The sequence below is a fragment of the Microbacterium sp. 20-116 genome (assembly GCF_041079415.1).
Taxonomy (GTDB): domain Bacteria; phylum Actinomycetota; class Actinomycetes; order Actinomycetales; family Microbacteriaceae; genus Microbacterium.
In genome coordinates this window covers 261,115-283,379 of the sequence record NZ_JBFYGP010000001.1, presented here as the reverse complement: position 1 = coordinate 283,379, position 22,265 = coordinate 261,115, and the positions used below count along the sequence as shown (strand labels likewise).

Here is a 22,265-nt window from a genome sequence, read left to right as displayed (position 1 = left end):
CCCGCCTGTGTGTCTGGCAGTGGATGTCGGTGCCCCCGATTACGCTCAGAGATCGTGACGTCCGAGTACTCAGCCCATCATCTGCAGGTCCTCGAGGGCCTCGAAGCCGTGCGTAAGCGCCCGGGCATGTACATCGGGTCCACCGACTCCCGCGGTCTCATGCACTGCCTGTGGGAGATCATCGACAACTCCGTCGACGAAGCCCTCGGCGGACACGGCTCGCGCATCGACATCGTGCTGCACGCCGACGGCAGCGTCGAGGTGCGCGACCGCGCCCGCGGCATCCCGGTCGACGTCGAGCCCCGCACCGGCCTGACCGGTGTCGAGGTGGTCTTCACCAAGCTTCACGCAGGTGGCAAGTTCGGCGGCGGATCCTACGCTGCCTCCGGCGGTCTGCACGGCGTCGGCGCCTCAGTCGTGAACGCGCTCTCCGAGCGCCTCGACGTCGAGGTCGACCGTGGCGGCAAGACCTACGCGATGTCGTTCCACCGCGGCGAGCCCGGTCTCTTCGCGGGCGACACCCCCGACTCCACGTTCACGCCGTTCGAACGCAGCAGCGAGCTGCGCGTGATCGGCAAAGCGCCGCGCGGTGTCACCGGCACGCGCATCCGTTACTGGGCCGACCGACAGATCTTCACCAAAGACGCCGCCTTCGGCCTCGATGAACTCGTGCAGCGCGTGCGCCAGACCGCGTTCCTCGTGCCGGGACTCGAGATCGTCGTGCAGGACGAACGGGGCGAGGAGCGCGTCGAGACCAGCTACCGCTTCGACGGCGGGATCTCGGAGTTCGCGGAGTTCCTCGCACCCGACGCCGCCGTCACCGACACCTGGCGTCTCACCGGCACCGGTACCTTCACCGAGACCGTCCCCGTGCTGCAGCCCGGCGGATCGATGATCCCCACCGAGGTCGAGCGCGAGTGCGAGGTCGACATCGCGGTGCGCTGGGGCACCGGCTACGACACGACGACCCGCTCGTTCGTCAACATCATCGCCACCCCCAAGGGCGGCACGCACCAGCAGGGCTTCGAGCAGGGCCTGATGAAGGTGCTGCGTTCGCAGGTCGAGCAGAACGCCCGAAAGCTCAAGGTCGGCAGCGACAAGATCGAGAAAGACGACCTGCTCGCCGGTCTCACCGCCGTCATGACCGTGCGCCTTCCCGAGCCGCAGTTCGAGGGCCAGACCAAAGAGATCCTCGGCACTCCCGCGGTTCGGCAGATCGTGGCATCCGTCGTTCAGAAAGAACTGTCGGCCCGCTTCGCCTCGCCCAAGCGCGACGACAAGGCGCAGACCGCTCAGCTGCTCGAGAAGATCGTCTCCGAGATGAAGGCGCGCATCTCGGCGCGCACCCACAAAGAGACCCAGCGTCGAAAGAACGCCCTCGAGTCCTCCTCGCTTCCCGCGAAGCTCGTCGACTGCCGTTCCAACGACGTCAACGACTCCGAGCTGTTCATCGTCGAGGGCGACTCCGCCCTCGGCACGGCGAAGCTCGCCCGCAACAGCGAGTTCCAAGCGCTCCTGCCCATCCGCGGCAAGATCCTCAACACGCAGAAAGCCTCGATCAGCGACATGCTGTCGAACGCCGAGTGCGCCTCGATCATCCAGGTGATCGGCGCGGGCTCGGGTCGATCGTTCGATCTCGACGCGGCCCGCTACGGCAAGATCATCCTGATGAGCGACGCCGACGTCGACGGCGCGCACATCCGAACACTGCTGCTGACGTTGTTCTTCCGGTACATGCGCCCGCTCGTCGAGGAGGGCCGGGTCTTCGCCGCCGTACCACCGCTGCACCGCGTGATCGTCATGAACCCGGGCACCAAGCCCAACGAGACGATCTACACCTACAGCGAGCAGGAGCTCCACACCCTGCTCACCAAGCTCAAGCGCGGCAACAAGCGTTGGCAAGAGCCGGTGCAGCGGTACAAGGGCCTCGGCGAGATGGATGCCGATCAACTCGCGACGACGACCATGGATCGCGGCGGCCGCATGCTGCGCCGCGTTCGCGTGCAGGACATGGAGGCCGCGGCATCTGTCTTCGATCTGCTCATGGGCAGCGACGTCGCCCCGCGCCGCGAGTTCATCATTGACTCGAGCGACCGCCTCGCGCGCGAGCGCATCGACGTCTGACGCCCTTTTCGTCGGCGCCCCACTCGGGTGCGCCTCTGTGCCGGACCGTCGGGCGGACTCGGGGCTCGACACGCCGCCCCTGCCGCCCCTGCCCGCGCGCGCCACCGACGAACTCCGCACGACGGCACATCGCCACACCCAGAGAGGGCGCTCCCACTGCCGGCCCGAAAGGTACCGTCGGGCGGACTCTCACCCCGACACGCCTCCCCAGCCACCCCTGCCCCGGCGCGCCACCGATCAACTCCGCACGACGGCACAAGGCGAGCCGACGGGGAGCAGCCGGGCTCAGCGCACGACGGTCCCGATCGCGCCGATGACGGCCTCGAGCGGCTGACCCGACGCGTCGCGCTTCGCGCCGGACTCGGGCAGGGCCCGCACCGAACCATCGGTGCCGACGGCGCGCGGATCGGAGCCGACCCAGGCGAGCACGAGGGCGTGCTCGCCGCGGAGCAGACGCTGCGCACGCACGCCACCGGTGGCGCGGCCCTTCGCGGGGAACTCGGTGAACGCCGACACCTTCGCGCTGCCCGCGTCCGTGCCCGGGAGTGCATCCGACGAACCCGCGACCGTGACCACGACGGCGTCGAACGCCGAGGCACCGACCACGGCGAACGAGATCACCCGGGCGCCGTCGGAAAGACGGATACCGGCCATACCTCCCGCGGATCGTCCCTGCGGTCGCACGGATGAGGCCTCGAAACGCAGCAGTTGCGCGTCGCTCGCGACGAAGACGAGCTCGGCGTTGTCGCCGGCGGGGGCAGCGCCGACCACACGGTCACCGTCGCGGAGCGAGATGATCTCGATCTCGTCCTTCGTACCCAACTCGGTCGCTGCGACGCGCTTGACGACCCCCTGCTCGGTGCCGAGGGCGATCGTGGGGGAGTCGACCAGCGGCACGAGAGCCACGACCTTCTCGCCCTTCCCGAGAGCGAGGTACTGCTCGACCTTGGTACCGGCAGCGACCTGCACGGAGTTGGCGGGAACCGAGGGCAGGTCGACGGGGGAGAAGCGGACGAGGCGTCCGGCCGACGTGACCGCTGCGATGTCGCCGCGGGTGGTCGTGTCGACGGACGAGCGGATGGCGTCGTGCTTCGACCGACGCGCGGGCGGGACCACGCCGCCGGCGGGGGCGTCGGCCACGAGCTCAGCGCGGACCATGCGGCCGGTGGCCGAGAGATACACACGGCACGGTGCGTCCGCGATCTGCAGGTCCGCGGCGGCGGCCTTCGCCGAACGGGGCTGCACGGGTCCGCCGTTGAGCAGCATGGTGCGCCGCGGGGTGCCGTGCGCCTCGGCCGCGGCATCGAGTTCTCTGGCCACCTGCTGGCGCAGCAGCGTCTCGCTTCCGAGCAGTTCGACGAGCTGGGCGATCTCGGCGTTCAACTGATCGCGCTCGGCCTCGAGCTCGATGCGCGAGAACTTCGTCAGCCGGCGCAGGCGCAGTTCGAGGATGTACTCGGCCTGCGGGTGCGAGAGGTCGAACACCTCTTGCAGCTTGGTGCGCGCCTGCTCACCGTCGTCGGAGGAGCGGATGACCTGGATGACCTCGTCGATGTCGAGGATCGCGATGAGCAGACCCTCGACGAGGTGCAGACGCTCCCGTTTGCGGGCCAATCGGTACTCGCTGCGTCGCGTGACGACACGAATGCGATGATCGATGTAGACGCGCAGCATCTCGCGCAGACCGAGTGTCTGCGGCTGCCCATCGACGAGCGCGACGTTGTTGATGCCGAACGAGTCCTCGAGCGGGGTCAGCCGGTACAACTGCTCGAGAACGGCTTTCGGGTCGAATCCGGTCTTGATCCCGATGACGAGGCGCAGACCGTTGTTGCGGTCGGTGAGGTCGGTGACGTCGGCGATGCCCGTGAGCTTCTTCGCCTGCACGGCGTCTTTGATCTTCTCGATCACGCGCTCGGGGCCGACGAGATACGGCAGCTCGGTGATCACGATGCCGGTGCGACGCGGACCGAGCGACTCGATCGACGCCTTCGCGCGGGTGCGGAACGTTCCGCGGCCGTTCGTGTAGGCATCTTTGATGCCGTCGAGGCCGACGATGATTCCGCCCGAGGGCAGGTCGGGGCCGGGGACGAACTCCATGAGCTCTTCGACCGTGGCCTCGGGGTGCTGCAGCAGGTGAATGGCTGCGGCGACGACCTCGATGAGGTTGTGCGGCGCCATGTTCGTGGCCATGCCGACCGCGATGCCCGTCGCCCCGTTCACGAGGAGGTTCGGGAACGCCGCCGGAAGAACCTCGGGCTGCTGGAACTGTCCGTCGTAGTTGGGGATGAAATCGACGACGTCCTCGTCGAGGTTCTCGGTCAGCGCCAGCGCCGCTGCCGCCAAGCGCGCCTCGGTGTAACGCGGGGCGGCGGGCCCGTCGTCGAGCGAGCCGAAGTTGCCGTGGCCGTCGACCAGGGGAACCCGCAGCGAGAAGTACTGCGCCAGCCGGACGAGAGCGTCGTAGATCGGCGCGTCGCCGTGGGGGTGCAGCTTTCCCATGACCTCGCCCACGACACGCGCACTCTTGACGTGACCGCGGTCGGGCCGAAGGCCCATCTCCGCCATCTGGTAGAGGATGCGGCGCTGCACCGGCTTGAGTCCGTCGCGCGCATCGGGCAGGGCGCGCGAGTAGATGACCGAGTAGGCGTACTCGAGGAACGACCCCTGCATCTCGGTCGAGACATCGACGTCTTCGATGCGCTCGACGACGGATGAGTTCGAGGAAGAGGAGGAACGGGAATCGGGCATAGGTACGGCCTCGGGTCGGGCGGGCGTCGCGTCTCGACGGGGATCGGGACTCCTGTGGAAGACTGGGCCCGATGTCACTCAGCCTACCGGCGGACCCGCCGCGCTCTCGGAGCCTCACCGGTGTGGTGCCCCAGTCGATCGACGCCCTGAGGGGCGAGTCGGAGTGGTTCGCTCCCGCCCGCAGCGCCATCGTGATGCTCGTGGACGGGCTCGGCGCACACAACCTGGCGGCCCGGCGCGGCCACGCGCGGTTCCTGGGCTCGGTGGGCGGTCGCAAGGACGTCGCACGCACGGTGTTCCCCTCGACCACGGCCGCGGCGCTCACGAGCCTGCTGACCGGCGCGGAGCCCGGCAGCCACGGCATCGTGGGCTACCGCACCCGCATTCCCGGCACCGACATCGCGGCCAATCAGCTGCACGGGTGGGAGACCGACAGCCTCGACCCGCTCACCTGGCAGAGACGCACTCCGCTTTTCGCCCTGCGCGCCGACGCCGGGCTCCGCAGCTTCGTCGTCTCACGACCGAGCTATACCGGCACGGGCTTCACCGAGGCGACGCTGCGCGGGGCGGAGTTCGCCTCGTCCGACGACATCGACGAGCGCGTACGTCTGGCGGCCGATCTGGCCGCACGGCATCCGGGATCTCTGACCTACCTGTACGCCCCCGAGCTCGATACCGCGGGTCACCGGGACGGGTGGGAGTCCGACCGATGGACCGACGCCCTCGAGCGGGTGGATGCCGCGGCCCGCCGCCTCGCCGAGTCCATCGACCCGCGCACGGGCGTCGTCGTCACGGCCGATCACGGCATGGTCGACGTCCCCGCCCACAAGCACGTCCTGCTCCGAGAGGGGGACCCGTTGCTCGAGGGCGTCGCTCTCATCGGCGGCGAGCCCCGAATGCTCCACCTGTACACCCACGCGGGGCGAGCGGATGCCGTGGCCGCGCTGTGGCGGGAGACCGAGGCGGCACGGGCCTGGGTGCTCACGCGCGACGAGGCCATCGCGGCCGGCCTCTTCGGCGACGTCGACGCCGAGGTCCACCCGCGCATCGGGGACGTGCTCGTCGCCGCGCGCGGACGTTTCGCGTACTACGACGACCGCGAGCCCGACAAGCGCCCGCAGCGCATGGTGGGCCAGCACGGCTCGCTCACCGACGAAGAGCGCACGGTGCCGCTCCTCCGTCTGGGCGCGTTCGCCTGAGCACAGCAGGATGGCCGGGGGGCCGCATCCGTCTCGGGCGGACACGGGTCGGCTGACCGACGAACCGGCCGAGAAAGTCGATCCCTCGTCAGCTCTCGTCGGAGCGAGCGCCGAAGACGATCTCGTCCCACGACGGCATCGACGGGCGCCCCTTCGCGCGGCGACCGTTGTCGGCCTGGGGACGCTCGGGTTCACTCGGCGTCTCTTGGCTCTCGTCGACGTAGCCCGGCTCGACGGCGTCGAACAGGGCGACCGGCGGGCTCGAGGGACGCGGCTCCGGCTCGGCGACCTCGGAGGCACCGGGCAGCGGCTCGCGCTGACCCCGACGGCGACGGAGCGCCTCGAGCAGGTCGGCGGTCTCGGCCGAGGTGACGGGCGCATCGGGTGCACGCTTGATGGCGGCAGCCTGAACGGCGGTGGCGACGGGACCGGTGGCCTCCACACCCGGCTCGTCGTCGATGTCGATGCGCCGAGGCCCGAAGGCTCCGCTGTCGAAGCGGGAGTCGTCCTTCGAGACGTTGTCGAGGGCGCGAAGGCGGGGGATCAGTCCCTCGGGAAGCGAACCCTGGCGCGACAACTGGATGGCGTCCGAGTTCTGCGGCGAGAGGACGCTGCGACGCGGGTCGAAGCTCCAGCGCGCGTCGTGGTCGATGCCGTTGGCGGTGAACTCCAGCTTGACGGACCAGCCCGAGCTCTCTTTCCAGCTCGTCCAACGCTCCGCTGACGCACCGGCCTCGGCGAGCTTGGCACGCACGGCCGCCCCGAAGGTGATGGGGGAGTCGTGCTCGAGCGTGCCGCCCAGCAGCACCGGCACGGCGAGGGCTTGAGCCACGACGTGCTCGCGCTCGGCGAGGACGGGACCCTCGAAGCGTTCCACGTCTTCGACGCGGGCGTTCAGAAGCGTCGCCACCTCACGAGCCGACATGCCGGCGCGAATGTGCGCCTGAATTTCTCGGGGGCTCGGGCGCGGGGCACGGTCGTCGTCCTCACGGTCCCGACGCGCACGGCGCGCTTCAGCGCGCAGCACCTCATCGAGCGCGAGGGCGAAGCGCTCGCCCGCCTGCGTCGCCACGACGAGGACGTCATCTTCGGTTCCGATGACTTTGAGCTGTTCCATACGAAACACCCCTCCGATCTGCGGTCAGCGTTCATGCTGTCACGCGTGCCGCCCGCAACCGGGAATATCGCGGGCGCGCCGCGAGTTTCCCGTCAGGCCTGACACGCTCGCCCCTCTCGGAGCATTTGCTTATCGAGGACGGGTCATGCAAACTATGGCCGCCCGATCGGGCACCCGATGGGGCATAGCACCACGAAATCCGGAAGTAGAGACCTGCACGCATGGCAACCGATTACGACGCACCGCGCAAGACCGAGGACGACAGCGAGTCGATCGAGGCCCTCAAAGAGCGCGTGCCCGACAAGGCGTCGGGGTCGATCGACAACGAGGATGCCGATAACCCCTCGGGCTTCGAACTGCCCGGCGCCGACCTCTCCGACATCGAGCTCGATGTCGTCGTGCTTCCCGCTCAGGAAGACGAGTTCACCTGCATGAACTGCTTCCTCGTGAAGCACCGTTCCCAGATCGCCGAAGAGAGCGGCCCCGGCTTCATCTGCCTGGAGTGCGCAGCCTGACCTGAGCACGCTGGATCGCCGCGACCAGGCGATCCGGCGTGCGGGTGGACACCACCCACGACGGGGTCGGGTCGTCGGGATCGGTCACGGGAACCGTGACGATGCCGTCGATACCGCCGCGGATCACGTGCCAGGCCCGGTGGTCGAGACCACTCCCACGGGCGGTACGAGCCTCTTCGGCGACGACGCCGACGGGCGCACCCAGGAGGTCGACCGGGATGTGCGCGCGTCCCGCGCGCAGTTCACCGTCACGGATCTCGATCACGGGGGCGATCGCCAGCAGACCCGACACGATCCCCACCGACACCACGAGCCCGATGAACAGAGCCAGGGTCGTGTCGAGCGGCGAGAAGACGACCGCCGCCATCGGACCGCACACGGCTGCGGCGACCAGCGCCCACAGCGACGGGCTGAGACGCTCTCGATACTCGGCTGCGGTGCGGATGCCGCACCCCCTCTTCTGCATTACCCTCGTGGGGTGACCGAAACGGTGGACGTCCTCATTGTCGCATCCGAGCCTCCGGTCTTCGCCCACCCCGGCGACGCCGGAGCCGACCTGACCGCCGCCGAGGCGGTTCGACTGGAACCCGGGCGCCGCGCCCTCGTCTCGACGGGGGTGCGCATCGCGCTTCCCGAGGGGTATGCCGCGTTCGTCGTGCCGCGCAGCGGCCTGGCCGCCAAGCACGGCATCACGATCGTGAACGCGCCGGGGACGATCGACGCCGGTTACCGCGGCGAGATCAAGGTCGCCCTTTTGAACACCGACCTCGACGAGGCCTATGACATCGCGGTCGGAGACCGCATCGCCCAGCTCATCGTGATGCCCGTCCCGGCCGTGCGCTTCGTCCCCGTCGACGACCTGCCCGACAGCGTGCGCGGTCAAGGCGGCTTCGGATCGAGCGGATACCAGACTCTGCAAGGGAGCACCCGATGACCGACGACGAGTCCCAGACCACGCCCGAGACCACCGAAGACGATCAGTCCGGCGCCGAGGCGGTGCCGGCGACCAAGAGCGCCCCGGCCGACCGCGAGAGCGCGGGCCCGTTCGACGAGGCCGAGGCCAACCCCGTGCGCCCCTACATCGACCTGGGCGGGATCAAGATCCTGCCGCGCGAGGGCCTGAACCTCCGCCTCGAGGTCGAGGAGCAGACCAAGCGCATCGTGGCCGTCGGCCTCGACTACGCCGACTCGACCCTGCAGGTGCAGCCGTTCGCCGCTCCGCGCTCGAGCGGCCTGTGGGAAGAGACGCGCGACCAGATCCGCCAGCAGGTCAAGCAGCAGGGCGGCCGTGTCGAGGAGCGCGAGGGACCGCTCGGCCCCGAACTGCTCGCCGAGGTTCCCGTCGCCGGTGCGGACGGTGCGAGCAAACGCCTCGCTCGTTTCGTCGGTGTCGACGGGCCCCGCTGGTTCCTCCGCGGCGTCGTCGGGGGAGCGGCGACGAACGACGTCGAGGCCGCCGCGGCCGTCGAGGATCTTTTCCGCTCGATCGTCGTGGTGCGCGGGTCGTCCCCGATGCCTCCGCGTGATCTCATCCCCCTCCGGATGCCGTCGAGCCCCGGAACGGCATGAGCGACGACCCCACCCGCGCGGCGCGAGAAGACGACCGCGTCCCCCTCGATCCGCCGTCCGCGGCGGAGAGCGTGAGCGCGGCTCTCGGAAACGCCGCACGCCGCGCGGGCCTCGACCCGGCGAAGCACACCTCGACCGGCGCGGCCGTGTGGTCGGCGATGGGCGGGGTGCGCGGCATCCTGGAATCCGTTCTTCCTTCTCTCGCGTTCGTGGTGCTGTTCACGGTCACGATCGACCCCGAGACACGCCAGGGGAACCTGTGGTTGAGTCTCGGCGTCTCGGTCGGGCTGGCCGTCGCCTTCACGCTCGCGAGACTCATCGCCAAGTCACCGCCGAGCGCTGCGATCGGCGGGCTGCTCGCGACGGCGGGAGCAGCCGTGCTGTCGCTGGTGACCGGGCGCGGTCAAGACAACTTCGTGCCGGGGTTCTTCACCAACGGCGCATACGGCACGGCGTTCCTGGTGTCGGCGCTGATCGGCTGGCCGCTGATCGGCCTGGTGGCGGGCTACCTGCTCGGCGAGGGCACCCGCTGGCGCGCCGATCGCCGTAAGCGCCGCGCCTACACGTGGCTCTCGATCGCGTGGGCGGCCCTGTTCGCCGCGCGTCTCGCGGTGCAGCTGCCGCTGTACTTCGCGGGAGACGTGACGGCGCTGGGGACGCTCAAGATCGTCATGGGCCTACCGTTGTTCGCGCCGATGCTGGCGGTGACGTGGCTCGTCGTCCGCGCCCTCCACCCTCGTCGAGAGTCCTGATATTATCTTGACATCAAGATAAATCCGCTGCCTCGAGCGGTTAGGTCGACCTTCCTGGAATCGACCTCTCCCCGCGGGGAAGATGGAGAAATGCGGGCCGACGCCTGCGCATTCGCCGACGAAGGAGACGATCGTGTCCACGGTTGACAGCTTCGGTGCCAAGAGCACCCTGACGGTCGGCAGCACCGACTACGAGATCTTCCGCATCGACACGGTCGCCGGTCACGAGAAGCTCCCGTTCAGCCTCAAGGTGCTGCTCGAGAACCTTCTGCGTACCGAGGACGGCGCCAACGTCACCAAGGAGCAGATCGAGGCGCTCGGCTCGTGGGACCCCACGGCCGAGCCCGACACCGAGATCCAGTTCACCCCGGCGCGCGTGGTCATGCAGGACTTCACCGGTGTGCCCTGCATCGTCGACCTCGCCACCATGCGCGAGGCCGTCACCGCTCTCGGCGGCGACCCGAACAAGATCAACCCGCTCTCGCCCGCCGAGATGGTCATCGACCACTCGGTCATCGCCGACCTGTTCGGTAGCGAGAACGCCCTCGAGCGCAACGTCGAGATCGAGTACGAGCGCAACGGCGAGCGGTACCAGTTCCTTCGCTGGGGCCAGTCGGCCTTCGACGACTTCAAGGTCGTCCCCCCGGGAACCGGCATCGTGCACCAGGTCAACATCGAGCACCTCGCCAAGGTCATCTACGACCGCTCCGTCGATGGCGTGCTGCGCGCGTACCCCGACACCTGTGTCGGCACCGACTCGCACACCACCATGGTCAACGGCCTGGGCGTTCTCGGTTGGGGCGTCGGCGGCATCGAAGCCGAGGCGGCCATGCTCGGCCAGCCCGTGTCGATGCTCATCCCGCGCGTCGTCGGCTTCAAGCTCAGCGGTGAGATCCCCGCGGGCGTGACCGCGACCGACGTCGTGCTCACGATCACCGACATGCTGCGCAAGCACGGCGTCGTCGGAAAGTTCGTGGAGTTCTACGGCGAGGGTGTGGCCTCGGTTCCGCTCGCCAACCGCGCCACCATCGGAAACATGAGCCCCGAGTTCGGCTCCACCGCCGCGATGTTCCCCATCGACGACGTCACGCTCGAGTACCTGCGTCTGACCGGTCGCGACGAGCAGACCGTCGCCCTGGTCGAGGCGTACGCCAAAGAGCAGAAGCTCTGGCACGACGCCGACCGCGAGCTGGCCTTCAGCGAGTACATGGAGCTCGACCTGTCGACGGTCGTCCCCTCGATCGCCGGCCCCAAGCGCCCGCAGGACCGCATCCTCCTCTCCGAGGCGAAGTCGCAGTTCGAGAAGGACATCCTCAACTACGCCGGCGGCGCGACCTCGGACTCCGTCGTCGACCTCGAGGTCGACGGCACGTTCCCGGCCTCGGACCCCGGTTCGGTCCCCGGCCAAGAGCACGAGCACGTCACCGAGACCGAGGTGCTCGTCTCGTCGGGTCACCCCGCGAACGCCTCCAACCCGGTGCGCGTCACCACGCCGGAGGGCCAGTCGTACCTGCTCGACAATGGCGCGGTCACTCTGGCAGCCATCACCTCGTGCACGAACACCTCGAACCCCTCGGTCATGATCGCGGCCGGCCTCCTCGCCAAGAACGCCGTCGACAAGGGCCTCAAGCGCAAGCCCTGGGTCAAGACCACGCTCGGCCCGGGCTCGAAGGTCGTCACCGACTACTACGAGAAGTCCGGTCTCGACAAGGCACTCGAGGGCCTCGACTTCTACACCGTCGGCTACGGCTGCACGATCTGCATCGGCAACTCGGGTCCGCTCATCGAAGAGGTCTCCGAGGCCATCAACGAGAACGACCTCGCCGTCACGGCCGTCCTCTCGGGCAACCGCAACTTCGAGGGTCGCATCAGCCCCGATGTGAAGATGAACTACCTGGCCTCGCCGCCGCTGGTGGTCGCCTACGCCCTCGCCGGCTCGATGAACTTCGACTTCGAGACCGACGCCCTCGGCAAGGACCAGAACGGCGAAGACGTCTTCCTCAAGGACATCTGGCCCGCCCCCGACCAGGTGCAGACGATCATCGACGCATCGATCTCGCGCGAGCAGTTCATCCAGCAGTACGCCACCGTGTTCGAGGGCGACGAGCGTTGGAAGAACCTGCCTACCCCGACCGGCCCGGTCTTCGAGTGGGATGCCGACTCGACCTACGTGCGCAAGGCCCCCTACTTCGACGGCATGACCATGCAGCCGGATGCCGTGCGCGACATCACCGGTGCGCGCGTGATGGCGACGCTCGGCGACTCGGTCACCACCGACCACATCAGCCCGGCCGGAAACATCAAGGCGGGCACCCCCGCTGCGCAGTACCTCATGGAGCACGGCGTCGCGCAGAAGGACTTCAACTCGTACGGCTCGCGCCGTGGCAACCACGAAGTCATGATCCGCGGTACCTTCGCCAACATCCGCCTGAAGAACGAGCTCACCGCGGCCGTCAACGACGGCACGGTGGTCGAGGGTGGTTACACCCGCGACTTCACCCAGGAGGGCGGCCCGAAGTCGTACATCTTCGACGCGAGCCAGAACTACCAGCAGCAGGGCACCCCGCTGGTGATCTTCGGGGGCAAGGAGTACGGCTCCGGCTCGTCGCGTGACTGGGCGGCCAAGGGCACGAACCTGCTGGGCGTCAAGGCCGTCATCACCGAGAGCTTCGAGCGCATCCACCGCTCGAACCTCATCGGCATGGGCGTCGTTCCGCTGCAGTTCCCGGCCGGCGAGAGCTGGAAGTCGCTGGGCCTCGACGGCACCGAGATCGTCTCGATCGAGGGCCTCGAGCAGCTCAACGAGGGTGTGACGCCGAAGACGGTCAAGGTCACCGCCGAGCCGAGCGAGTTCTCGCCCGAGGGCAAGCAGACCGTGACGTTCGACGCCGTGGTCCGCATCGACACCCCCGGTGAGGCCGACTACTACCGCAACGGCGGAATCCTGCAGTACGTGCTGCGTTCGCTGGTCTGACCCGCAGGCGAAGTGCCCCGGAAGCCTCGCGCTTTCGGGGCACTTCGCTTTCCGCAGAGACCACGTGGACGCGATCCGCGCAAGCCGTTGCCGGGCCCGTTCACCCCTCGGAGACTAGAATCGACCCGTACGCGCGGACCCCGCGCGCATCGCACGAGAGGAGTCTTATGGCTCTCCTACCCGGCATTCACGGTCCCCGTGACCTCGACGGGCTGACCCCCGACCAGCTACGGCAGCTGGCCGCAGAAGTCCGCTCCTTCCTCATCGAGAACGTCTCCCGCACGGGCGGACACCTCGGACCCAACCTCGGCGTCGTCGAACTGACGATCGCTCTGCACAAGGTCTTCGACTCGCCGTCCGACCCGATCATCTTCGACACCGGGCACCAGTCCTACGTGCACAAGATGCTCACCGGGCGTCAGGACTTCACGGCCCTGCGTTCGCGCGGCGGCCTCGCGGGCTACCCGCAGCGCTCCGAGAGCGCTCACGATGTCGTCGAGTCGTCGCACGCCTCGAGCTCCCTCAGCTGGGCGGACGGCGTCTCGCGTGCCTTCAGTCGCACCGGTCGCCGCGACCGCCACGTCGTCGCCGTCGTCGGCGACGGCGCACTCACGGGCGGAATGACCTGGGAAGCACTGAACAACATCAGCGACGACAACGAGCGCAACCTCGTCATCGTCGTGAACGACAACGGTCGGTCCTACGCGCCGACCATCGGCGGCATGGCGCGCTACCTCAACCGTGTACGCACGAACGACGCCTACCGCACGCTGCACCGCGGGTCCGACACGCTCTTCCGGCGCCTCGGCCCGGCTGCCCGCGCCGTCTATCGCGGCGTGCGCGGCGGCACCCACGGCTTCCTGTCGCGTTTCACCAACAACGAGGCGCTGTACAGCAACCTCGACATCAAATACCTCGGCCCCATCGACGGACACGACTTCGAGTCGCTCATCGAGACGCTCGAGCTCGCCAAGTCGTACGGTGCGCCCGTCATCGTCCACGCCATCACCGACAAGGGCAGCGGCTACGCGCCGGCGATGAGCGACGAGGCCGACCAGTTCCACGCCGTCGGCAAGATCGACCCCCTCACCGGTGAGGCTCTCGGCGCGGCCGGCGGTCTCCAGTGGACCGACGTGTTCGCCGAAGAACTGGTGAAGGTCGGAGCTGAGCGCGACGACGTCATCGCCATGACCGCCGCGATGCTGCGCCCGACCGGGCTGCAGAAGTTCGCCGAGCGCTTCCCCGAGCGGGTGTACGACGTGGGCATCGCGGAGCAGCACGCCGTGGCATCCGCCGCCGGTCTCGCCTTCGGCGGTCTGCACCCGGTCGTCGCGATCTACGCGACGTTCATGAATCGCGCGTTCGACCAGGTCATGATGGACGTCGCCCTGCACAAGGCAGGCGTCACCTTCGTGCTCGACCGCGCCGGGGTCACCGGTCCCGACGGCCCGAGCCATCACGGCATCTGGGATCTCGCGATGCTGCAGCTCGTTCCCGGCATCCGGATCGCGGCTCCGCGCGATGCCGCGCGGCTTCGCGAGGAGTTCCGCGAGGCCACGGCGATCGAGGATGCCCCCACGGTCGTGCGCTACCCCAAGGGCAAGGTCAACGACGACGTTGAGGCCATCGAACGCCTGCACGACGGCGTCGACGTCCTGAGCCGCGGCACGAGCGAAGACGTGCTGCTCGTCGGCATCGGTCCGATGGTGCACCTCGCCCTCGAGGTCGCGGAGCGTCTCAAGGCGCAGGGAATCGGGGCGACGGTGATCGACCCGCGCTGGGCGATCCCCGTGCAGCCCTCCGTCATCGAGCTCGCCCGCGCGCACCGCCTGGTGATCACGATCGAAGACGGCATCCGCGTCGGCGGCGTCGGCACACGCGTGCGCCAGGTGCTGCGCGAAGCCGGGGTCGACACGGCTGTCGACGAGCTCGGGATCCCCGACGAGTTCATCGATCACGCCACGCGCGAGCAGATCCTCGAGGATGCCGGCCTCACCGCCGCCAAGATCGCCCACGATGTCGTGGCCCAGGTGCTCGGCACACGGATCCCCATGGCACGGCAGACGCCGACCGGCTCGATCCCCACGATCGAGGCATGGGAGAACTCGCGCCCCTGAGGCGATAGCACCATCGGGACCGGGCCGGGATGCCGTTATCTCGGCCCGGTCTTGCATCTCCGGCGGCCGTCCGACGGTCGCCAGAACAGGAGAGTGCATCGAGAACAGGACGGAACCGCCCGATTCGGCCTGTTCTCGTCGCACAGCCTGTTCTCGTGACGCGCCCCACCCTGCGTCACGAGAACACGAACGACGGCGGCGCCGCCCCCGAAGGGACGGCGCCGCTGTCGTGTCCGGGGCTCAGGCCCCGATACCCCGGATCGGCGGGTGATGGAACGTGTCGCCGAAGGCACGCTCGGACGCCCCCTCGCGGTCGAGGTAGGGCGAGGCACCGCCATCGATGAACGGCCAACCGGCGCCGAGGATCAGGCACAGGTCGATGTCCTGCACCTCGGGGACCACGCCCTCGTCGAGCATGATCCCGATCTCCTGAGCGAGGCCGTCCTGCACGCGGGCGAGGATCGTCTCGGGCGCGACCGGCGCCTTCCCGGTGACGAGCACCTTCTGCGCGGCCTTGGTCCAGCCGGTCACCCGACCGCCCTTGTCTTTCTCGACGACCTCGGGGAGCGCGGCGAGCTCGTGGAAGTTCTCGGACGAGAAGAACCGGTCGGGGAAGGCGTGCGCCATCGTGTCCTGCACGTGCGCGGCGACTTTCCACCCGACGAGGTCGATGAGTTGGAACGGCCCCATCGGCAGACCGAGAGGCGCGAAAGCCTTCTCCACGACGGCGATGGGCGTTCCCTCGTACACCGCCCTCGCCGCTTCGCCCATGACCTTCGCCAGCAGACGGTTCACGACGAAGCCGGGGGCGTCGGCGGTGAGCACTGCGTTCTTGCCGAGGCCCTTCGCCACGACGAACGCCGTCGAGAGGGCGGCGTCGCTGGTGGCATCCGTCTTCACGACCTCGATGAGCGGCATGACCGCGACGGGGTTGAAGAAGTGGAAGCCGACGAGCCGCTCGGGGTGCTGCAGCACCGAACCGATCTCGGCGACCGACAGCGACGAGGTGTTGGTCGCCAGAATGGCGTCTTCGGACACGATCTTCTCGATCGCCGAGAAGACGTCCTGCTTGACGCCGACCTCTTCGAACACGGCCTCGATGACGAAGTCGCAGTCCGCGAACTCCGAGCGGTCGGTCGTGCCGTGCACGAGCGCGCGCAGCTGGTTGGCCGTGTCGCCGTCCAGACGCCCCTTGGCCTCGAGCTTGCCGATCTCGTCGTGGATGGATGCCACGCCCTTGTCGACACGACCCTGGTCCAGGTCGGTGATGATCACGGGCACGCGCAGCCTGCGCACGAACAGCAGCGCGAACTGCGAGGCCATGAGCCCCGCGCCGATGACGCCGACCTTCGTGACCTTCTTCGCCAACGCCTTGTCGGGGGCTCCGACCGGACGCTTCGCGCGCTTCTGCACCAGGTCGAAGGCGTACATGGATGCCGCGAACTGGTCGCCCGTGATGAGGTCGGCGAGAGCCTCGTCCTCACGCGCGAAGCCCTCGGCTTTGGTCCCGCTCTTCGCCTTGTCGAGCAGGTCGAGTGCGACGTAGGGGGAGCGGGGGACGGTACCGATCTTCGACTCGAGCATGCCGCGGGCCATCTTGATGGCGATGGGCCACTTCGTGAGGCGCTCGAGCTTGCCCGGCTCGTTCTTCCGCTCGACGCGGACCCGACCGGTCAGCACGCCATCCGCCCAGCGGAGCGAATCCTCGAGGTAGGAGGCGGCGGGGAAGATGGCGTCCATGATCCCGAGGTCGAATGCCTGCTGCGGCTTGAGCATGCGGTTCTGCTTGAGCGGGTTCGAGATGACGACCTCGAGCGCGTTCTCGATGCCGATGAGGTTCGGCAGCAGGTAGGCACCGCCCCAGCCGGGGATGAGGCCGAGGAACACCTCCGGCAACGCGACGGCTGCGGCTGAGGCGTCGACCGTGCGATACGTCGAGTTCAACGCGATCTCGAGACCGCCGCCGAGGGCGAGACCGTTCACGAAGGCGAACGAGGGCACGCCAAGCTCGGACAGTGAGCCGATAACCTGGTGGCCGCGCTGCGCAATGAGACGGGCGACGTCCTTCGAGGGCAGCTTGGCGACGTCGGACAGGTCGGCGCCGGCGGCGAGGATGTACTGCTTGCCGGTGATCGCGACGGCGTGGATCTCGCCCGCAGCGGCACGCTCCTGGAGCGTCTGGAGCGTGCGCCCGAGTTGGGCGAGCGTCCCCGGCCCCAGCGTGTTCGGCCGCGTGTGATCGCGACCGTTGTCGAGCGTGATCAGAGCCAGCACGTTGCCCGAGGGCAGTCGCACGTCGCGGACGGGGGAGTGGGTGACCACCTCATCGCCGGTCAGGGCGTCCAGAGGCGTGAAGTCGATCGCGGTGTAGTCGGTCACTTGCGCTTCTTCTTTCCGTCGAAGAACGGGTTCTCCCAGATGACCGAGCCGCCCTGGCCCAGGCCCACGCACATGGCGGTGAGGCCGTAACGGACGTCGGGACGCTCGGCGAACTGCGCGGCCAGCTGGATCATGAGACGGACTCCGGATGCCGCGAGCGGGTGGCCCAGGGCGATCGCACCGCCCCACGGGTTCACCCGGGGGTCGTCATCGGCGATGCCGAAGTGATCGAGCAACGAGATCACCTGGATGGCGAAGGCCTCGTTGAGCTCGAACAGACCGATGTCGTCGATCGTGAGTCCGGCTTTCTTCAGAGCCTTCTCGGTCGAGGGAATCGGTCCGATGCCCATGATCTCGGGCTCGACCCCCGCGAAGGCGAACGACACCATGCGCATCTTCGGCGCGAGACCGAACTCCTTAACGGCGTCGCTTCCCGCCAGCAGGCTGATCGTCGCACCGTCGGTGAGGGGCGACGAGGTGCCGGCGGTGACGCGACCGTGTGGGCGGAACGGGGTCTTCAGCGTCGCGAGGCCCTCGAGAGTGGTCTCGGGCCGACGGCCCTCGTCCTCCGTCGCCAGGCCCCACGCACCGTCGGCGTCCTTGACCGCGACCGATACGAGGTCGGGCTGGATCTTGCCGGCGTCGTAGGCGGCCTGCACCTTGTGCTGGCTCGCGACGCCGAAGCGGTCGGCACGTTCTTTCGTGAGGTGCGGGAACCGGTCGTGGATGCGTTCCGCCGTCACGCCCATGTTGAGCGCACCCGGGTCGACGAGCTTCTCCGCGACGAAGCGGGGGTTGGGATCGACGTTGCCGCCGATGGGGTGTCGACCCATGTGCTCGACGCCGCCGGCGAGGGCGAGGTCGTACATGCCCACGCCGATCGACGCGCCCATGGTGGTGACGCTCGTCATGGCGCCGGCGCACATGCGCTCGACCGCCAGACCGGGCACGGTCATGGGCAGCCCGGCCAGGATCGCCGCAGTCCGCCCCAGGGTCAGTCCCTGATCACCGGTCTGCGACGTCGCCGCGATGGCCACGTCGTCGATCCGGTCCTTCGGCACGTCTGCGTTGCGCTCCATCAACCCGATGATCGCCTTGACCACGAGGTCGTCGGCGCGGGTGTTCCAGTACATGCCCTTTTCGCCGGCGCGCCCGAAGGGGGTACGCATTCCATCGACGAAGAAGACGTCCGTCATCTCGGCCACTCTGCCTCCAAAGTTTGGGATGACCCCAGCCTAGGAAGGCGAGATTGCTGCGCGGAATCGGTTGTCCGAACCTACGAATCGGTGGCGGAACCGTCGTCGTCGGTGTTGAGGGAAGCTACAAAGCTATCGGCGATCACCTGTGAGGTCTGGTCAATCTGCCAGGGGCGTGCGCCGAGCTCCGCGAGGGCTGCCCCGACAGAATCGGCGGTGAGCTCGGCCGGCGGCGCCCAGGCCAGACGGCGCAGGGTCTCGGGTGTGAGCAGATTCTCGGTCGGCATCCGCAGCTCTTCCGCCCGTGCCTCGACAGCCGGGCGGGCCTTCTTCAATCGGCGGTCGGCCTCGGGGTTGCGGTCCGCCCACGCGCGCGGCGGGGGGAGGGTGTCGCTGGGCACGCGATCGGCGGGCAGATCCGTCGATTCGCGACCGGCGACGATGGCGTTCCACCAGCGGTCCAGCTGGGTACGGCTGGCGCGACCGTTGAACTCTTTCACGCCCGCGAGCGCCTGCTTGCTCGCCGGGTCGGCAAGCACGGCCGCGACGAGGGCGCGATCGGGTACGAGTCGGCCGGGCGCGATGTCCTGCTCGCGGGCGTAGTCCTCGCGCGCCTGCCAGAGCGACCGGGCGACGGCCAGCGAGCGGCGACCGCGCACGCTGTGCAGCCCGCTCAACCGCCGCCACGGGTCGTCGCGCGGGGGCTTCGGCTCACGATCGAGAACGGCCTGGAACTCCTGGCGTGCGATCTCGGTCTTGTCCTGCTCGGTCAGCTCGGCGTCGAGCACGTCGCGCACGTCGATCAGGTGCTCGACATCGAGGGCCGCGTATTCGAGCCAGGATGCCGGCAGGGGGCGCGTCGACCAGTCGGCGGCGGAGTGGGCCTTGGCCAGCGTGATGCCCAACGTCTGCTCGACGACCGCCCCGAGACCGACGCGCTCGTGCCCGAGCAGGCGCGAGCCCAGCTCGGTGTCGAAGATACGCGGGGGCTCGAGCCCTCGTTCACGCAGAGACGGCAGGTCCTGGCTCGCGGCGTGGAACACCCATTCGACGTCGCCGATGGCGTCTTGAAGGGGCGAGAAGTCCTCGATCGTCGAGGGGTCGAAGAGGAAGACCCCGGCCTCGCGGCGGAAGACCTGGATGAGGTAGGCGCGCTGCGAGTAACGGAAGCCGGAGGCACGCTCGACGTCGACTGCGACGGGGCCGCTCCCCGCGTTCAGGGTCTCGCAGGCGGCGAGGAAGCCCGCGGCATCCTCGATGACGATGTACTCAACCACGCGTGGGCCTCCGGGCTCCGAGAACAGCGACGCCCTCCGACCCCGGGGGGAGGCCTGCGAGCATGCACACGAGCTCCGCCCACGCCTCGAGGTGCGGGCGGAAGGGACCGCGCGGCGACCACGACGCGCGAAGTTCGATCTGCGACCCCTCGCCCTGCGAGGCCAGGGCCCCGAAGCCGGTCGAGAGGGTCTTGGTGGCGGTGCCCGATTCCGAGTGGCGATCGGCACCGCGCGAGTCGAGCGCATCGATGAGCCACGACCAGGCGACCTCGGCCAGCAGGGGGTCCACGCCGATCTCAGGCTCGAGAGGCGCCTGCGCGAAACAGACGATGCGCCAGGCACCGCCCCACGGCTCGGGCTCCTCGGGGTCGTGCAGCAGGATGAACCGCCCGGTCCCGAAAGGCGAGTCGGTGGCGTGCTCCTCGGGCCGCACGTCTCCCGCCAGAGCGAGAGAGAAGGGGGCCAAGCCGGAGGGAGACGGAATCTGCCGGACGACCAGATCGTCGCGGAAAGTCGTGTCGCGCACCTCTTCGACGGCTCGCGCGAAGGGGCTGTCGGCCTCCGCCGGGCGCTGGTCACTCACGGCCACAGACTAGAGTGAGGCCTCGATGAACGCTCCCAGGCGCGCCGCGGGTTCCCGCGCATCGCAGCGCTCGACCACCGGTGTGCGCGCCACCCTCGCGGCCCTCGGCATCGCCCTCGCCGCCTCCGCGACGACGCTGGGGGCGGTCTCGCTCCGCATGGCGCGCACGGTCGTCCGCCCCGCCGGGCGACGCCCCGACACGCGTATCGTGCGTCTCGACGCCGCGTCGCAGACGATCACCCTCGAGCGCACGCCCGACACGACGCTGCCCGGCCGATACGGTCTTTTCACCGTCGGCTCGGTGGACTATGTGCGACTCGGCTCGATCGTCGGAGAAGACGAGACCACCGTCACCCGCAAACTCCTCACGCATGTCCCCGCCGACGGCGATCTCGCCTCGGAGGCGGCCTTCAGCGGGTGGTACTTCGACAAGCCCGAAGACCTCATGCTCCCGTTCCAGGCGCTCGAGGTCGACGCCGGGGTCGGCTCGTGCCCCGCCTGGGAGTTCCCCGCCGAGGGCGACTCCGACGTCTGGGTCGTTCAGGTGCACGGGCGCGGAACGACGCGGTCCGAGGCCCTCCGCGCCGTCCCGGTCTTCCACACGCTCGGCATCTCGAGCCTCGTGGTGTCGTACCGCAACGACGGAGATGCCCCTCGCAGCCCCTCGGGCACGTACGCCCTGGGCGCGACCGAATGGCGCGACGTCGACGCCGCGATCGGCTACGCCCGCCGTCGGGGGGCGCGCCGCGTGCTGTTGATGGGGTGGTCGATGGGGGGAGCGTTGTCGCTCCAGGCCGCCCTCGAATCGCCCCACGCCGACGTCATCGCCGGTCTCGTCCTCGAGTCGCCCGTGGTGGACTGGCGCACGGTTCTCGACTTCCAGGGTCGCGCGATGCACCTGCCCACGCCCGTCATCGCGATGGCCGAACGCGTACTCGTCTCCACCTGGGGAGCGACCGCGCTGCGCAGCGGCGAACCAATCCCTCTCGATCGCCTCGACGTGGTGTCGAGGGCGGTCGAGCTCCGGCATCCCGTGCTCATTCTCCACAGCGACGACGACGGCTTCGTCCCCGCCGACGCCTCGCACGCTCTCGCGAAGGCGCGTCCCGACCTCGTCACGATGGAGACCTTCACGGTCGCCCGGCACACGAAGCTGTGGAACTACGACGAGACGCGGTGGACCACCGCAATCCAAGACTGGGTGCGCGGGCAGGGCCTCTCTCGGGAGTGATTCCGGATGCCGGCCCCCGGCGACGCGTGCGGCTCAGGCGTCGCGCTTCGCGCGCACCTGACGCTTGGCGCGCATGAGCATGCCCGTCATGCCGGCGATGCGGAGCGGACTGACGGCGCGCGTGAGACCGATGCTCTGTGGGAAGTCGTCGGGCACGGCGAGGGCCTCCTCGGCGCTGAGACCGGTCAGCCCCTGCGCGAGGATGCTCGCGAAGCCGCGCGTGGTCGGCGCCTCGGCCGGAGCGGTGGCGTGCATCGCGACGCGGTCGTCGCCGTCGACCGTGACGATGATGAACACGGGGGACTGGCACTCCACCACGCGCTCGCGCAACTCGGGGTGATCGGCCAACTCCTCGGGAACCTCGGGCAGCTCCTGCGAGAACTCCAGCAGCAGCTGCAAGCGGTCGGGCTCGTCGAGCTCGAGGAACTCGTCGCGGATCTCGGCGAAGCGGGCGGGGAGATTGTTGTCGGACATCACCGTCATC

General features: G+C 68.9%; 17 protein-coding genes. 9 read left to right on the top strand and 8 right to left on the bottom strand.

The window, feature by feature from the left end:
• Window positions 1-51: 51 nt before the first annotated feature.
• Window positions 52-2,124, top strand: a complete 2,073-nt coding sequence (locus tag AB6V29_RS01255; RefSeq protein WP_369357152.1) for a type IIA DNA topoisomerase subunit B — start codon at window positions 52-54, stop codon at window positions 2,122-2,124.
• Window positions 2,125-2,409: 285 nt separating this feature from the next.
• Here AB6V29_RS01255 and AB6V29_RS01250 read toward each other — a convergent pair whose 3' ends face one another.
• Window positions 2,410-4,872, bottom strand: coding sequence for a DNA topoisomerase (ATP-hydrolyzing) subunit A (locus AB6V29_RS01250; protein WP_369356580.1), 2,463 nt, complete (start codon window positions 4,870-4,872; stop codon window positions 2,410-2,412).
• 71 nt (window positions 4,873-4,943) lie between these two features.
• Here AB6V29_RS01250 and AB6V29_RS01245 point away from each other — a divergent pair, with 71 nt between their 5' ends.
• Complete coding sequence (locus AB6V29_RS01245; protein WP_307316823.1) at window positions 4,944-6,071, top strand: alkaline phosphatase family protein; 1,128 nt, start codon at window positions 4,944-4,946, stop codon at window positions 6,069-6,071.
• A gap of 88 nt (window positions 6,072-6,159) precedes the next feature.
• Here the strand turns inward: AB6V29_RS01245 and sepH are convergent, their stop codons facing one another.
• Complete coding sequence (gene sepH / locus AB6V29_RS01240) at window positions 6,160-7,188, bottom strand: septation protein SepH (protein WP_307316821.1); 1,029 nt, start codon at window positions 7,186-7,188, stop codon at window positions 6,160-6,162.
• Between the two features lie 221 nt (window positions 7,189-7,409).
• Here sepH and AB6V29_RS01235 point away from each other — a divergent pair, with 221 nt between their 5' ends.
• On the top strand, window positions 7,410-7,703 hold the full coding sequence (locus AB6V29_RS01235; protein WP_055837222.1) for a DUF4193 domain-containing protein: 294 nt from the start codon (window positions 7,410-7,412) through the stop codon (window positions 7,701-7,703).
• On the opposite strand, the gene AB6V29_RS01230 is transcribed toward AB6V29_RS01235, so the two are convergent.
• On the bottom strand, window positions 7,678-8,169 hold the full coding sequence (locus AB6V29_RS01230) for a DUF3093 domain-containing protein (protein WP_210075047.1): 492 nt from the start codon (window positions 8,167-8,169) through the stop codon (window positions 7,678-7,680). The two genes, AB6V29_RS01235 and AB6V29_RS01230, sit on opposite strands and share 26 nt — an antisense overlap.
• 12 nt (window positions 8,170-8,181) lie before the next feature.
• Here AB6V29_RS01230 and dut point away from each other — a divergent pair, with 12 nt between their 5' ends.
• From dut to dxs, 5 genes are all read left to right on the top strand, one after another.
• Window positions 8,182-8,637 (top strand): dUTP diphosphatase, encoded by a 456-nt coding sequence (gene dut, locus AB6V29_RS01225; protein WP_369356577.1) that lies wholly within the window; start codon window positions 8,182-8,184, stop codon window positions 8,635-8,637.
• Window positions 8,634-9,272 carry a DUF3710 domain-containing protein gene (locus tag AB6V29_RS01220; RefSeq protein WP_369356576.1) on the top strand — a complete coding sequence of 213 codons (639 nt, stop codon included), beginning with the start codon at window positions 8,634-8,636 and terminating at the stop codon, window positions 9,270-9,272. The genes dut and AB6V29_RS01220 overlap by 4 nt, the downstream gene beginning before the upstream one ends.
• The gene (locus tag AB6V29_RS01215; RefSeq protein WP_369356574.1) at window positions 9,269-10,024 is read left to right on the top strand and encodes a DUF3159 domain-containing protein; all 756 of its coding nucleotides are present in this window, start codon (window positions 9,269-9,271) and stop codon (window positions 10,022-10,024) included. Before AB6V29_RS01220 ends, AB6V29_RS01215 begins: the two co-directional genes overlap by 4 nt.
• A gap of 133 nt (window positions 10,025-10,157) precedes the next feature.
• Complete coding sequence (gene acnA, locus AB6V29_RS01210) at window positions 10,158-12,998, top strand: aconitate hydratase AcnA (RefSeq protein WP_307460476.1); 2,841 nt, start codon at window positions 10,158-10,160, stop codon at window positions 12,996-12,998.
• A gap of 167 nt (window positions 12,999-13,165) precedes the next feature.
• The gene (gene dxs / locus AB6V29_RS01205) at window positions 13,166-15,115 is read left to right on the top strand and encodes a 1-deoxy-D-xylulose-5-phosphate synthase (RefSeq protein ID WP_369356571.1); all 1,950 of its coding nucleotides are present in this window, start codon (window positions 13,166-13,168) and stop codon (window positions 15,113-15,115) included.
• A 240-nt stretch (window positions 15,116-15,355) separates the two neighbouring features.
• Here the strand turns inward: dxs and AB6V29_RS01200 are convergent, their stop codons facing one another.
• The 4 genes from AB6V29_RS01200 to AB6V29_RS01185 all read right to left on the bottom strand — a co-directional run bounded on the left by AB6V29_RS01200 (window position 15,356) and on the right by AB6V29_RS01185 (window position 20,550).
• A complete protein-coding gene (locus tag AB6V29_RS01200; protein ID WP_369356569.1) occupies window positions 15,356-17,494 on the bottom strand; it encodes a 3-hydroxyacyl-CoA dehydrogenase NAD-binding domain-containing protein in 2,139 nt (712 codons plus the stop codon).
• Window positions 17,491-18,699, bottom strand: coding sequence for a thiolase family protein (locus AB6V29_RS01195; protein WP_210075059.1), 1,209 nt, complete (start codon window positions 18,697-18,699; stop codon window positions 17,491-17,493). The genes AB6V29_RS01200 and AB6V29_RS01195 overlap by 4 nt, the downstream gene beginning before the upstream one ends.
• A 71-nt stretch (window positions 18,700-18,770) precedes the next feature.
• Window positions 18,771-19,967 (bottom strand): HRDC domain-containing protein, encoded by a 1,197-nt coding sequence (locus AB6V29_RS01190; RefSeq protein WP_267787261.1) that lies wholly within the window; start codon window positions 19,965-19,967, stop codon window positions 18,771-18,773.
• Window positions 19,960-20,550, bottom strand: a complete 591-nt coding sequence (locus tag AB6V29_RS01185; protein ID WP_210075064.1) for a DUF3000 domain-containing protein — start codon at window positions 20,548-20,550, stop codon at window positions 19,960-19,962. Before AB6V29_RS01185 ends, AB6V29_RS01190 begins: the two co-directional genes overlap by 8 nt.
• A 25-nt stretch (window positions 20,551-20,575) precedes the next feature.
• Between AB6V29_RS01185 and AB6V29_RS01180 the strand changes: the two genes are divergently transcribed.
• On the top strand, window positions 20,576-21,781 hold the full coding sequence (locus AB6V29_RS01180; protein ID WP_369356566.1) for an alpha/beta hydrolase family protein: 1,206 nt from the start codon (window positions 20,576-20,578) through the stop codon (window positions 21,779-21,781).
• Window positions 21,782-21,814: 33 nt separating this feature from the next.
• On the opposite strand, the gene AB6V29_RS01175 is transcribed toward AB6V29_RS01180, so the two are convergent.
• Window positions 21,815-22,255, bottom strand: a complete 441-nt coding sequence (locus AB6V29_RS01175) for a SufE family protein (RefSeq protein ID WP_267787264.1) — start codon at window positions 22,253-22,255, stop codon at window positions 21,815-21,817.
• Between the last annotated feature and the right edge of the window lie 10 nt (window positions 22,256-22,265).

Bases quoted from the DNA above. Each gene is read 5' to 3' on its own strand.
- dxs (WP_369356571.1), top strand. From the start codon at position 13,166: ATGGCTCTCCTACCCGGCATTCACGGTCCCCGTGACCTCGACGGGCTG.
- AB6V29_RS01215 (WP_369356574.1), top strand. From the start codon at position 9,269: ATGAGCGACGACCCCACCCGCGCGGCGCGAGAAGACGACCGCGTCCCC.
- AB6V29_RS01230 (WP_210075047.1), bottom strand. From the start codon at position 8,169: ATGCAGAAGAGGGGGTGCGGCATCCGCACCGCAGCCGAGTATCGAGAG.
- AB6V29_RS01250 (WP_369356580.1), bottom strand. From the start codon at position 4,872: ATGCCCGATTCCCGTTCCTCCTCTTCCTCGAACTCATCCGTCGTCGAG.
- sepH (WP_307316821.1), bottom strand. From the start codon at position 7,188: ATGGAACAGCTCAAAGTCATCGGAACCGAAGATGACGTCCTCGTCGTG.
- AB6V29_RS01245 (WP_307316823.1), top strand. From the start codon at position 4,944: ATGTCACTCAGCCTACCGGCGGACCCGCCGCGCTCTCGGAGCCTCACC.
- AB6V29_RS01220 (WP_369356576.1), top strand. From the start codon at position 8,634: ATGACCGACGACGAGTCCCAGACCACGCCCGAGACCACCGAAGACGAT.
- AB6V29_RS01175 (WP_267787264.1), bottom strand. From the start codon at position 22,255: ATGTCCGACAACAATCTCCCCGCCCGCTTCGCCGAGATCCGCGACGAG.
- AB6V29_RS01180 (WP_369356566.1), top strand. From the start codon at position 20,576: ATGAACGCTCCCAGGCGCGCCGCGGGTTCCCGCGCATCGCAGCGCTCG.
- AB6V29_RS01235 (WP_055837222.1), top strand. From the start codon at position 7,410: ATGGCAACCGATTACGACGCACCGCGCAAGACCGAGGACGACAGCGAG.